At 71.9% G+C, this 12,402-nt stretch carries 9 protein-coding genes; 3 read left to right on the top strand and 6 right to left on the bottom strand.

Annotated elements, in window-relative coordinates; all coding sequences use genetic code 11:
* Window positions 1–32: 32 nt before the first annotated feature.
* The 3 genes from ABGA98_RS12045 to ABGA98_RS12055 are packed head-to-tail and all read right to left on the bottom strand — an operon-like array spanning window position 33 to window position 6,006.
* Window positions 33–3,332 (bottom strand): chromosome partitioning protein ParA, encoded by a 3,300-nt coding sequence (locus ABGA98_RS12045; RefSeq protein WP_347618300.1) that lies wholly within the window; start codon window positions 3,330–3,332, stop codon window positions 33–35.
* Between the two features lie 41 nt (window positions 3,333–3,373).
* Entirely contained in the window at window positions 3,374–4,810 is a 1,437-nt protein-coding gene (locus tag ABGA98_RS12050; RefSeq protein WP_347618301.1) for a hypothetical protein, read from the bottom strand.
* On the bottom strand, window positions 4,807–6,006 hold the full coding sequence (locus ABGA98_RS12055; protein ID WP_347618302.1) for a hypothetical protein: 1,200 nt from the start codon (window positions 6,004–6,006) through the stop codon (window positions 4,807–4,809). Before ABGA98_RS12055 ends, ABGA98_RS12050 begins: the two co-directional genes overlap by 4 nt.
* A gap of 316 nt (window positions 6,007–6,322) precedes the next feature.
* On the opposite strand from ABGA98_RS12055, the gene ABGA98_RS12060 reads away from it, so the two are divergent.
* A complete protein-coding gene (locus tag ABGA98_RS12060; protein ID WP_347618303.1) occupies window positions 6,323–7,345 on the top strand; it encodes a MoxR family ATPase in 1,023 nt (340 codons plus the stop codon).
* 197 nt (window positions 7,346–7,542) lie between these two features.
* On the opposite strand, the gene ABGA98_RS12065 is transcribed toward ABGA98_RS12060, so the two are convergent.
* Window positions 7,543–8,412, bottom strand: a complete 870-nt coding sequence (locus ABGA98_RS12065) for a hypothetical protein (RefSeq protein ID WP_347618304.1) — start codon at window positions 8,410–8,412, stop codon at window positions 7,543–7,545.
* A gap of 86 nt (window positions 8,413–8,498) precedes the next feature.
* On the opposite strand from ABGA98_RS12065, the gene ABGA98_RS12070 reads away from it, so the two are divergent.
* On the top strand, window positions 8,499–9,284 hold the full coding sequence (locus ABGA98_RS12070) for a Clp protease N-terminal domain-containing protein (protein WP_347618305.1): 786 nt from the start codon (window positions 8,499–8,501) through the stop codon (window positions 9,282–9,284).
* Window positions 9,285–9,422: 138 nt separating this feature from the next.
* Here ABGA98_RS12070 and ABGA98_RS12075 read toward each other — a convergent pair whose 3' ends face one another.
* The gene (locus ABGA98_RS12075) at window positions 9,423–10,541 is read right to left on the bottom strand and encodes a magnesium and cobalt transport protein CorA (RefSeq protein ID WP_347618306.1); all 1,119 of its coding nucleotides are present in this window, start codon (window positions 10,539–10,541) and stop codon (window positions 9,423–9,425) included.
* A gap of 167 nt (window positions 10,542–10,708) precedes the next feature.
* Window positions 10,709–11,593: an amidohydrolase family protein gene (locus ABGA98_RS12080; protein WP_347618307.1), complete on the bottom strand. Its 885-nt coding sequence runs from the start codon at window positions 11,591–11,593 to the stop codon at window positions 10,709–10,711.
* A 34-nt stretch (window positions 11,594–11,627) separates the two neighbouring features.
* Here ABGA98_RS12080 and ABGA98_RS12085 point away from each other — a divergent pair, with 34 nt between their 5' ends.
* Complete coding sequence (locus ABGA98_RS12085) at window positions 11,628–12,326, top strand: M50 family metallopeptidase (RefSeq protein WP_347618308.1); 699 nt, start codon at window positions 11,628–11,630, stop codon at window positions 12,324–12,326.
* Window positions 12,327–12,402: the final 76 nt, after the last annotated feature.

Raw genomic sequence — 12,402 nt, forward strand, 5'->3', positions numbered from 1 at the left:
TGCGACGGACGGGGCCGCACCCTGGCCGGCGTTCACTCGACCACGGCGCCGCGGTCCACGTAGGCGGCGAGCGCCCGTACGCGCTCGCCGTGCTGGTCGTGCCCGACGATCACCGGCGGCTCGTTGTACGGCATCGCGTCGGACGAGCGCCGCAACTTGATGTACTGGCCGCAGGCGTCGATCGCGTACGGCTCCATGTCGTCCTGCAGCGCCCCGATCACCGTGATGCCGTACGTCTCCCCGATCCTCCTGAACAGCGCCACCGCCTCCCTGCGGTGCTCCTTGCCCAGGTTGCGCCCCAACTCGTCGAGCACCAGGCACAGATGCCCGCCCCCGGACGAGGCGATGGCCGCCGCGCACACCAGCTTGACCGCCTTCTCGTCCATGAGCGCGGTGTTGGCCCGCCGGTTGTAGGGCACGTACCCCTGTCCCTCGCCGCGCCGCCACTTCGGCGTCACCCGCCACTGCCAGCGCTGCTCGGGATCGGCGGGCGCGGGCGGCACCGGGAACTCGAGCGTCGCCCCGTAGCCTCCGTAGGAGGTGTCGAGCTTCTCGAACTCCTCGGCCACCCGCGTCAGCCGCGCCTTGATCGCGGCCGTCAGCGCGGCCCGGTGCACGGCCGTGGACTGCGCCGCCTCCTCGGCGCCCCTGGCCGCCGCCGCCAGGTCGCGTTGCCTGGAGACCAGCTGGGCCTCGATCTGCCGGCGCTGGTGGCGTTCGTACTCCTCCTGACCTCGAAGGTAGGAGGCCAGCGACCCGCACACCGCCGCGAACGTCGCCTGCTCCCGCGCCGTGCTTCCGCCCCGCTCCTCCAGCAGGAACCGCAGCTCTTCAGGGACCTCCGCGTCGTCCTCGGGGAAGGTGTCGCGCAACGCCTGGTCGAGGTGGCGTTCGGCGATCCGCCACCACTCCTCGGTCGTACGGGGCCGCTCCTCCTCCGGCAGCGCCGCCAGCCATTCGCGGGCCGTCTCGACCGTGCCGCCCCAGTCGGCGGCCAGCGCGTCGAGCTTGAGCGACTCGCGTTCGGCGGTGACCTTCGCCGCCTGGTCACGGGCCTGTGCCCGCTCGGCCTCGTGCCGCTGCCGCCGCCCCTCCAGGCGTTCGATCTCCATGTCCCGGGTGCGGGCGCGGAAGTCCAGCGCCCCCGCCTGCCGTTCGGCCTCGGCGACCTTCGGCGCGAGCTCCTCGATGGCGGCATTGAGCTCGCCGAGCCTGGTCCGGCGCTCGCCCAGCTTCGCCTCCAGCTCGTCCAGGCGCACCCCCGCCCTGGCCCCCTCCAAACGGTGTTGCGCCTCGGCGACGGACTCCTCCCCGTCGCGCACGGCCTGCGCGGCCGTCTCCTGTACGTCCTTCGCCCGGTTGAGCCGCTGCTCGGCGGCCTTGATGCGGGCCTCCCGCCCGGTCGCCATCCCGTCGAACGCGCCGACGACGCTCACCCCTGCGGCGCTGACCAGCACCGAACCCGGCAGCTCCGCCAGCGCCGCGACGGCGGCGTCGAGCTGCGCCGCGTCCACGATCACCGCATGCTCGTTCGGCCACCCCCGCAGCTCACCCAGCGGGACCACCCCCGGGCGCCCGTCCTGCCGCTCGCCGGCCTTCCCATAACGCGCCTTGAGCGCGGCGCCCAGATCTCCGGCGTCGCCCGGCGCCTTCTGCCGGGCGGGCTCCTGGGCGGGGCTCGCGGAGTCGCGGGCCTGTTCGGCCACGTCGAGGGCGTCGAGGAGGCCCGTCGCGCCGATTCCCGCCGCCGTCAGCGCGTTGAGCTGGGCCGCCGCCGGGCCGCCCTCGGCATCGTCGAGCGCCGCCTGAGCGGACGACACCTCCTGGTCGGCCACCCCGAGCGCCTTGAGCGCCTCGTTCAGCCGCAGCCGCACCTCCCGCAGCTCCCGCTCGGCCGTGGGCACGTCACGCCCGTCCGCGAACCTGCGGCTCTCCTCCAGCGCCGGGATCAGCCCACGCAACTCGTCGGCGGAGTTCTCCGCCACCGCGCGGTCGGCGTCGAGCTTCGCGGCCCGCGCCTGCATCGCCGCCAGCTCCTTGCGCGCCTGGGAGACCTGCCGGTCGAGGGTGTCCTCCCGCAGGGTCGTGATCTCCGCCTTGACCATGGCGATCGACTCGGCCGCGGCCTCCTCCGCCGCGACGTGCCGCTGGAGGCCGGCGGCCAGGACGTCGTCCTTGCCCGCGGCGTCGGCCAGCTTGCGCGCCAGCCTGCCCCGCCAGCACCGCAACGCGTCCGCCAGCCGCACCCTGGCCTGGTCGCGCCGGTCGAACGTGGTCAGCAACGCCTTCGACTCCGACTCGAACTCGGCCAGCCGATCGGCGGCCTGCGCCGCGCGCACCCGCCTGGCGTGCTCGTCGCGCCGGGCCTCCCGCTCCTGCTCCAGCTCGGCGTCCAGGCCGGTGAGCGCGGCGATGGCCTCGAAGACGCGCTCGGGGGAGATCTCGTTGAGCGGCTGGGAGAGCAGGTTGGTGGCGACCTTGCTGCGTACGGACGTGGACAGGAACGACACGCACCTGACCCGGTCGCCGTAGAGCACCTTGGTCAGGTCGCGGGCCACGACGTCGCGCCGCCCGGCCGACTTCGGCAGCGACGCCCAGATCTCGTCGGCGCGAGCCACCCGCTCGGCCTCCGACGGGGACGCCGCCAGATGCACGCCCTCCCGCCACCTGATCTCCAGGTGCGGCGCCTCCTGGTTGACCTTGAGCCACACGGTGAGCGCCCCGCCCGAGGTGTCGGGCACCTCGAACAGCTCCGCGCTCCCTCCGGGATCCCCCAGAGCGAACGCACCCTCACCGGAGACCGCACCTTGGGCCGCCGCACCTCCGGATACCGTGCCTCCGGACGCCTCACCTGCGGACCCCGCGTCCCCGGGTGCGGCACGGCCGGGCGCCGCGCCGCCGGAGGGCGTGCCGTCGGATGCGGGGACGTCCAGAGGGCCGGACGTCCCGGTCTCCGACGCGTGGGCCGCGGGCGCGGCGCCGTGGCCCGCCGGTGCGAAGCCGTCCATGCCGGGCGGCCCGAACACGCCCACGATGTAGCCGTGGTCGGCGCTCGCCCACTGGCGGGACCCGGCGCCGCTGGCCAGCTCGGCGTTGAACAGCAGCTCGGACACCGCCTTCGCACCTGACGCGAATCGCCACTGCTCATCACCGAGCAGCGCCGTGATCGAGGCGATGAACGATGACTTGCCCGCGCCGTTGGAGTCCTTGGGCCCGGCGCCGGCCACGACGATGAGCGTGCCGGGCACGGTGGGCACCGGATGGGTCGAGAGCCGCGAGATGTTGACCGCCTGCACGGCGATCAGTACGCGGTCTCCGACGACGTTCTCCACCTGCGACACTCGTACCCCCGTTACCCTTCCATCCGTCATCTTCACCGCGCTGACCTGCGCGCGCGTACGGCCGCCGCCAGCGGGGTGCTCGGCCCGGCGGCCAGGATCAGCTCCTCCTGCAGGCGGCGCCGGGCCGCCGGGGTGAGCCGGTGGAACTGCGGCCCCGGCACGTAGCCGCCCGCCTCCTCACCGGCCTTCACCTGGCCCAGCAGCCCCGCGTGCCGCAGCGCCCGCAACGCCGCCTCCAGCTCGCCGATCGGCAGCTGGGTGTGGCGGCGCAGTTCGTCGACCGGCGTGGGGTGCGGTGACAGCCAGCTGTCCTCGGGCAGCAGCCCTTCGGCTCTCGGGATCGCCACGGAGTGCACCAGGACGAGCGTCAGCACCGCCCGCTCGCTCACCCCGAGCCGCGCCCCCGCCGGACCGCCGCCCCAGCCCGCCCCTGCCTTCGCCCGTTCCGGCGTCCCCTCGCCGTACGAGCCCTCGCCGCGGTGTGCCGTCTCGGCATGGGCAGACGCCCCGGCATCGGTCGCCGCCTCCACCGAGGTGGCCGCGCCACCCCCGCCGGAAGGACCGTCCGCGTGCGCGTCCACGCCGGTGACGTCGCCGATCCCGATGCCCGGGATGGACGTGGTGAGGGCGGCGGCGCAGGCGTCGTCGTAGCCGGAGATCCAGCGTTCGCGGTGCTGGATGAGCGTACGGCCGCGCCGGGCCAGCATCTCGCCCAGCGTGTGCCGCAGCGCCGGGTCGCGCAGGGCGGCGAAGCGAGCCTCCTGCACCGGCTCGGCCGCGTGCTCCACCACCATGAACGCCGCCACCAGCTCCGCCCGCCGCCGCTCGTCGTAGCCGCTCAGCAGGTCGTCGAACTCCGCCGCGCCTGCCTCGACCCGGCCTCCCGGCCCCGCCACCGGCGCCGGCGCGCCCTCCAAGGCGGCGGCCACGATGTCGGCGTCACCCACCACGGTCAGCTCGGGACGCTCGGGCTCGGGCAGCCGCCGGACCAGCTCCTGCAGCTGGGCATGCGACTCGACCGGCCAGAGAGCACAGCGCGGGCCCAGGCGGACGACGCCGTCGTCCATGACGGTCCAGGCCGAGTCGTGCAGGCGCCGCAGCGCGCCGACCGCCCAGTTGCGCATCAGGTCGTCGGTGCGGCCGATCAGCGCGCGGTAGGTGTCGAGCACCAGCTCCACCGGCGCCGGACCGCCCGGCCACGGATCTGCGGCCAGGTCGGTCCAGCAACACTTGAGCACGGCGGCGAGCACCCGCCGGGTCTCGCCGGAGCGCTCCACGGGCAGGGGAGCGACCTGGTGTTCGTCCAGCAGGGACGGCGTCACCCCGTCGGGCCACACCGGCAGCGCCTGCCCGGTGGAGTCGGGGCGCGTCAGGCGCGCCATCCCCGGCGGCGGGACGACCCCCGCCCGCAGCCACAGCGGCCCGGTGGACCGCGCCCGCACGTGCCCCATCGCCGCGTCGCCGGTCATCGGGCGCGCTCCAGGTAGCCGTGGGACAACCAGGCCGGCTCGCGGTCCGGGGCGATCGTGAGCCCGTCGGCCCACGTCAGCCGGTAGGGCAGCTCGGGCCGCAGGTCGAGCGTCGTCAGGTCGGCGAGCACGCGGCGCGCCGACGGCCAGTCGGAGCCGAGCACGTCGGCCAGCGCCACCCGGGAGGCCTCACCCAGCAGCGACTCGGCGACCCGCGTCAGCCGCTCCGTGGCCGCGTCGGGCGAGGTGTCGAGCGCGTCGCCGGGCCCCGGGTCGGGCAGGTTGGAACGCGGGGGAGTGGGCTGGGCGGGCGCGGGCCGCGGCGCCTCGTCGACGGCGCGGGCGATGGCGGCGGGATCGTGCCAGGGCGCTGGCGCGTCGAAGACGAACCCGTCGAGCACCGCCGCCAGCTGCTCCCTGGAGGCGGTCTGCGCGAACGTGCGCCACGTCTCGGTCGGCAGCAGCGTCAGGTTGCGCGTGGTGCCCGCGGAGTCGGCCAGCCGCCCGGCGGCCCGGCGCGAGGCGTCGCTGTAGGCGTAGATCGCCGCGCGCAGGTCGGTGCAGACCCGGTCGAGCTCCGGCCAGCGGGTCAGGATCGTGCCGTGCAGCCCCTGCGCGCGCCGCGCGATCTCCTCGGTGCCCCACAGCTTGGGCGCCTGCTCGCGCAGCTCCTCGATGGTGCCCATGGTGAGCGTGATCAGCTCCAGCGCCCACAGCCGGAACGCCCGCGTCAGGTTGACCGCGCTCTGCCTGGCCTCCTCCATCGTGGTGCGCGGGTCGGCGACGTTGAGGTCTTCGAGCGCGAGCAGCCGGTGCATCTCCGACTGGCCGCCGTCGTCCATCATCCGCCGGATGAACATCAACCCGACCACGCTGGTGAACGACGCCCGATAACGCAGCTGGTTGGGCTTGGGGAACACCTCGCGGATCGCTCCGAGCCCCTTGAGCACCCGCAGCCGGTTGTCGAACTGGTCGGTGGGGTAGGCCCGGCAGGCGAAGCGCATCTGCTCGTGCGTCAGCCACTCCTCGCCCGCCTCGGCGAACGCGGCGAACAACGTCTCGGCGATGTCGACCAGGGCCGGATCGTCGACCACCGCCCCGCTGTCGCGGGCCAGCGCGGCGAACATGCGGCGGTAGGTCGACAGGACCGCCTCGTCGGTGAGGACGGCGTCGAGGGTCAGAGGCTGTTCTGGCACGGGGACTAAGGTACGGCTTCGCACCGACACTCTCCGCCTTCTCCTGGCGAACCCATGCCCGTACCAGCGAGTACATACGCACAAGCGACGGCTGAGCGCTAAGGTGATGCCCGGCAAGGCGGGGGCAAAACGCTCTGTAACTGTGCATACGGGTTGAGTTAGCGGTGCGGACGCGCATGCTCCGAGGTGATCGGGGCGGTGATCGCCTCCGTGGTGGCCACGTGCCTGGTCGCGGCGGCGGCGTGGTTCGGCGTGGGCGTGTCCAGCGCCAACCCCGCGCCGCTCTACGAGTGCACCGACTGAGAAGGGGACTCAGTTGACCCAGTACAACCACCAGGACCAGGTCGAGCAGACGGTGCAGCCGTACCAGCAGCCGCCGCAGCAACCGGCCCAGCTGGCCGGCCAGTTCGCCCAGCGTTTCCAGCTGCTCGCCGCCAACATCGAGCGCATCATCCGCGGCAAGCACGAGGCCATCGAGCTGGCCCTGATCTGCCTGTTCTCCGAGGGGCACCTGCTCGTCGAGGACGTGCCGGGCACCGGCAAGACCACGCTCGCCCGGTGCGTCGCCGCCAGCGTGGACGCCGAGTGGCGGCGCATCCAGTTCACCCCCGACCTGCTGCCCAGCGACATCACCGGCGTGTCGATCTTCAACCAGGCGCACCAGAAGTTCGAGTTCCACCACGGGCCCGTCTTCGCGAACATCGTGCTCGCCGACGAGATCAACCGGGCCTCGCCGAAGACCCAGGCCGCGCTGCTGGAGGTCATGGAGGAGCGCAGGGTCACGGTGGACGCCGAGCCGCATCCGGTGCCCCGTCCGTTCCTGGTGGTGGCCACGCAGAACCCCGTCGACATGGACGGCACGTACCCGCTGCCCGAGGCCCAGCTCGACCGGTTCCTGATGAAGATCTCCGTCGGCTACCCCGACCACGTCTCCGAGGTCGAGGTGCTCAAGGGCATGCCGACAGGGCCGCAGGTCGAGCGGCTGCCCGTGGTGGCGCGGGCGTCGGACGTGTCCGGGATGATCGACTTCGCCTCGCGCATCCACGTGGCCGACCCCGTCTACGACTACATCGTGGCGGTGTGCGCCGCCACCCGGACCAGCCCGCACCTGCGGCTCGGCGCGAGCCCCCGTGGCAGTCTCGCGCTGCTGCGCGCGGCCCGGGTCAAGGCCGCGGCCGCCGGACGCCACTACGTCGTCCCCGAGGACGTCAAAGCGCTGGCCGTGCCGGTGCTCGCGCACCGCCTGATCCTCACGCCCGAGGCGGAGCTGCGCGAGGTCACCACCGTGGCGGCGCTCGGCGAGATCCTCGCCGGGATGCCGGTGCCGCAGGCGGCGTAGGAGCCGGCCGTGCTCACCCCGCCGGGCTGGGGCACGCTCGCCGGGTCCGTGCTGCTGTGCGTGGCGGGGTTCGCCCTCGGCCACCCGGAGCCCGTCGTGCTCACCACTGGAGGGCTGCTCGCGCTGGGCGCCGCGCTCGCCTGGGCCGCTCGCGCTCACCGCCACGGGGGTGAGCCCGCTGCGCGTTTCCCGCCCGTTCAGTCGAAGATCTCGTGGAGGGTTTGTGCGGTGGCGGCACGGGTGAGCCACGTTTCCAGCCGGCCGGGGTCGGTGCAGGAGGTGATCGTGTCCCGGGTGTCCTGCGGGATGTCGAAGCCGCGAGCGGCCAGGACGAGCAGCACCGACCTGGCCGCTCCCTCTGCCTTTCCTTCGGATCTGCCTTCTTCGCGCCCGCGGCCGTAGTGTTCACGGGCGAAGGGGCTGAAGACGGGCCAGTCGGTGGATGTCATGATTTCCTCCATGAGGCGCCGGATCTCGGGCGCGGCCATGCTGTAGGCGTATTCATAGTACTTCGGAGCGTGTTCGTTGCAGGTGCCGGCGAGCGCTGTGGCGAAGGCTTCGACGACTTTGGGGTCGCGGCCGTGGACCATGACGGACATGGCGGCCAGGTCCAGCTGGTCGGCGGCGTGCTGGGGGTCGGTGATGGCGGGGATGCCGTCAGGGCCGAGAGCCCGTGCCTGGAAGCGGTATCCGGTCAGTCCGGGGTCGATGGGCTGGGCGTAGTGGTCGGCGACGCCTTGGTCGGCGGACATGACGAGCACGGTGACGTCGCATTTGAGCACCAGCCACAGTGATGCGGCGTAGCGGGCCAGTTGGCGGCGTTCTTTGTTCTTGTCCTGCTGGATTTCCACGATGACAGCGTGGGCGGGGCTTGGTGTGGGTCCGAGGGTGAGGACTACGTCGGCTTCGATGTCGTCGGAGGGACGGGTGTTGAAGGTGGTCTTCTCGATCTGGACAAGAGTGGTGTGGGGGAGGTTCACACCCATGAGGTCGCGCAGGATGTCGACCACCAGTGAGGGGCGGTCGTGGAACAGCTTGACGAGGGTGTCATGTCGGGGGGACGGCATGAAACTCATTGTCACACAATGAACACTTAGCGTGGCGGAGATCGGGGAAACTAGGTATGGCACCCCCTTGGGGTTATAGTGGGGGCATGCCTAAGATCAACGTGTACCTTCCCGATGACCTCGCCGAGGCCGTCAAAGCGGCCGGTGTCCCGGTGTCGGCCATCTGCCAGCGCGCCCTGGAGCAGGCGGTGCGCCGGGTGACCGCCATCAGGGAGATGGCCCTGATCCCTCAGGACGTCGACCAGCCGAGCGGGGCGCTCGCCCACCTCACACCGAGGACCCGCGTCGTGGTGGTCAAGCTGGCCCAGGAGGCGGCCAAGGCCGACGGCGCCGCGAGCGTCGGCACCGAGCACCTGCTCGCCGGCATGCTCAACGAGGGCTCCAACCTGGCGCTGCACGTGCTGCGCGCCATGGACATCGACCCGGAGCAGGTCGGGCGCGACCTGTCCCGGCACCGGCCGGCCCAGCGCCCCGAGGGGACCCCGGACGGCGACGCAACCATGGCGCTCAGCACGGAGGCCGCCAACGCCCTGGAGCTCACCGTCACCGAGGCCACCTCGCTCGGCCACAACTACGTCGGCTGTGAGCACCTCCTGCTGGGCCTCGTCGCCGAGCCTGACGGGGTGGCGGGCCAGGTCCTGCGCGGGCTGGGCGCCGAGCCCCGGCTCACCCGGCGTGCGGTGGTGGCGGCCCTGGCGGGGTACGTGCACCTGCGCGGAGAAGCCCAGCAGGGCGCCCCGGCGGCCCAGGCCGGTCAGGCCGCGGGCGAGTCCGCCGTACAGGCGAGGCTGGCGGCCGCGATCCGTCAGGAGCTCCAGCCGTTCGTCCAGCGCCTCGAACACCTGGAAGAACGCCTCGGCCAGGACTCCTGAGAGCCTTCCGTGAACGGCGCAGGGCGCAGGCGGGCGCTGGTCGCGTGGCGCGTCACCATCGTCGGCGTGATCGTGGTCGGCCTGGTGGTCGCGGCGACGTGGTGAGCCGTCGCCTCACTGATCCGGCCCACAGCAGGGTCAGAGCCAGTCGCGGCGTTTGAAGACGGTGTAGAGCACCAGGCAGACCGCCGCCATGAGCAGCATGGCGAACGGGTAGCCGAACGCCCAGTGGGTTTCGGGCATGACGTCGAAGTTCATCCCGTAAATGGTGCCGACCAGGGTGGGCGCGAAGAGGATGGCGGCCCAGGCGGAGATCTTCTTGACCTCCTCGCCCTGCCTGATGCTCGCCTCCGTCATCCTCGCCATCTCCTCGTTCTGCGCCTGCGTGACGAGCGTCGAGTTGACGATGAGGATGTTCTGCAACGTCTGCCGGAAGGACGAGATGCGCTCCGCCACCGTGATCGCGTGGTCGGCCACGTCACGCAGATAGCTTTCGAGCTCGCTGGTCACGCCGTACTTCGCCGCTCCCGCGATGAACCCGTGAATCATCCCGACCAGCGGCGCCGTGGCCCGCTGGAACTCGATCACCTCGCCTGACAGCTCGTAGACGCGGCGGGAGACCGAGGGGTCGCCGCCGAAGACCTGGACCTCGATCTCCTCGATGTCCTTCTGCAGCCCGGCCACCACCGGCGCGTAGCCGTCGACGATGGTGTCGAGGATGGCGTAGAGCACGGCCTGCGGGCCCTGCCGCAGCAGGTCGGGGTCCGACTCCATGCGCCGGCGCACACCGTGCAGGTCGGGCGCCTCCGCGTGGCGTACGGTGATCACGAAGTTGGGGCCGACGAAGAGGTGCAGCTCCCCGAACGCGACCTCCTCCACGTCGTCGAGGTAGCGTGCGGCCCGCAGCACCACGAACAGCGTGTCGCCGTAACGGTCGGCCTTGGGCCGCTGGGAGCCGACGATGGCGTCCTCCAGCGCCAGCTCGTGCAGCTCGAACTCCTCGCCGAGCTTGACCAGCTCCCATTCCTTCGGCCGGTAGAGGCCGATCCAGGCCATGCTGCCCGGCTCCTGCTTGAGGCGTTCGAAGGCGTCGGCGAGCGAGCCCGGGTTGTCGACGCGCTCGCCGTCGCGGTAGATCGCGTTGTCGATGACGGTCGGCCGGTAGGGCGGCTCCTCCGAAGCGCGCGGGTCCATGGAGAGCTCGGGCGCCTCCTCGCGCGCGTCCGTGCCGCGCCTGAACCCTCTGACCCTGGCCATGCCCCTCCCAACGGCCTTCCCAACGGCTACGCGGGCCTGAACTCGTCGAGCTGCCGCACCGCCCGGTCTCTGATGGACGTGCGCCACATGGGTGTCCAGCCGAACAGCAGCCCAGAGCGTCGTAGAAGGCACTGATGAGCGCCACGTGCCGATCGTTCACTTCCCCATCAGATCATGTCCGCGCCGTTGTCCCAGCACACGGTCCTGAGCCAGGCGTCGCCGAGGCCGAGCCTGGCGAGCGCGTCGAGCTGGTGCGCGTAGGGGTACGGGATGGTCGGGAAGTCACTGCCGAGCACCACCTTCCCCGCGAGGCCGAGATCAAGCAGCGCGGGCCGCAGCCGGGCGGGGAACGGCATGCCGCGCTCGGCGAAGTCGGTGAACGCCATCGTGGTGTCCAGCGCGACCCGTTCGTAACGTCCGGCCAGCTCGAAGAACGGGTCGTACTCCGGCATCCCCAGGTGCGCGATCACCAGCCGGAGCCCGGGATGGCGGCGCAGCACCTGACCGATCGGCTCGGCGCCGACGTGACCTCCCGGGACGGGCACCGAGCTGGCGTGCGTCACCACCGGCACCCCGGCCTCCGCCAGCAGCCCCCACACCGCGTCCAGTTCCTCGCTCCGCGGGTCGAACCCGCCGACCTGCAGGTGCACCTTGAAGATCCGGGCGCCGTCCGTGAGCGCCCGGCGCACGTAGTCCACGACTCCAGGTTCGGGGTAGAAGGTCGCCGACGGCAGACATTCCGGTGTACGGCGGGCGAAGTCAAGGGTCCAGGCGTTGAGATCGGCGGCCATGTCCGGTTTGTGGGCGTAGGCCAGGGCGGGGAACGTGCGTACACCCATCTCCCTCAGCCGCGCCAGCCGCTCCTGCGCCGGCCACTCGTACTCGATCTTCCAGCCGTCGCCCACCAGCGGGCCACCGTGGCGGAAGTGGTGCCAGACCCGCCGCTGCATGCGTTCGGGGAGGAAGTGAACGTGCAGGTCGATCAGGCCGGGCAAACCGAGGCCGCGCCACCAGTCCGGCACCTCCGCGTCAGAATGTCGTTCTGTGGCCACGGAAATGACTTTACCTGGATAGGGTTTTCCCTCGATGGACAAGTTCTGGGCCCACCTGATCGAGGTTCAGCCTGACCCCGACCCCTGGGTCGTGGCGGTCTCGGCTCTCGCCGCGCTCGTGCTCGTCGGTTTCCGCCTGCCCTGGCAGGTGTCCAGAGGCCTGATCACGATCGCCCACGAGGGCGGCCACGCGCTGATGGCGCTGGCCACCCGCCGCAAGCTCGAAGGCATCCGCCTGCACTCCGACACCTCGGGCGTCACCCTGACCAGGGGCAGGCCCACCGGTCCCGGCATGGTGCTGACCGCGCTGGCCGGCTATCTCGCGCCCTCGCTGCTGGGCCTGGCCGCGGCGTGGCTGACCGAGCAGGGCCGCATCACGCTGCTGACCTGGGTCGTGCTGCTGTTCCTGGTCTGCATGCTGCTGCTCATCCGCAACCTGTACGGCGCCCTGATTCTGCTGGCCACCGGCGGCGCGGTGTTCGCCCTGATCATGTACGCGCCGGCCGAAGTGCAGCAGGTCGTGGCCCTGGTGGCGGTGTGGTTCCTGCTGTTCGGCGGGATCCGCCCGATCATCGAGCTGCAGCGCAAGCGGCACCGGCGCCAGGCCCGCGACTCCGACGCCGACCAGCTCGCCAGGCTGACGATCCTGCCGGGCGGGTTCTACGTGTTCTTCTTCCTGCTGGTGTCGCTCGCGTCCGTGGCGTTCGCCGCTTACCTCATGAATCCTCTCTAGGTTCGCCGGCTGTGTCCACGGTGTCCTACCCTCGCCCCAGGGAGCGCTGGTGAAGCTGCGGTGGGCGTTGCCCGCC

The sequence above is a fragment of the Nonomuraea sp. B1E8 genome, assembly GCF_039871515.1.
In the GTDB taxonomy this organism is placed as follows: domain Bacteria; phylum Actinomycetota; class Actinomycetes; order Streptosporangiales; family Streptosporangiaceae; genus Nonomuraea.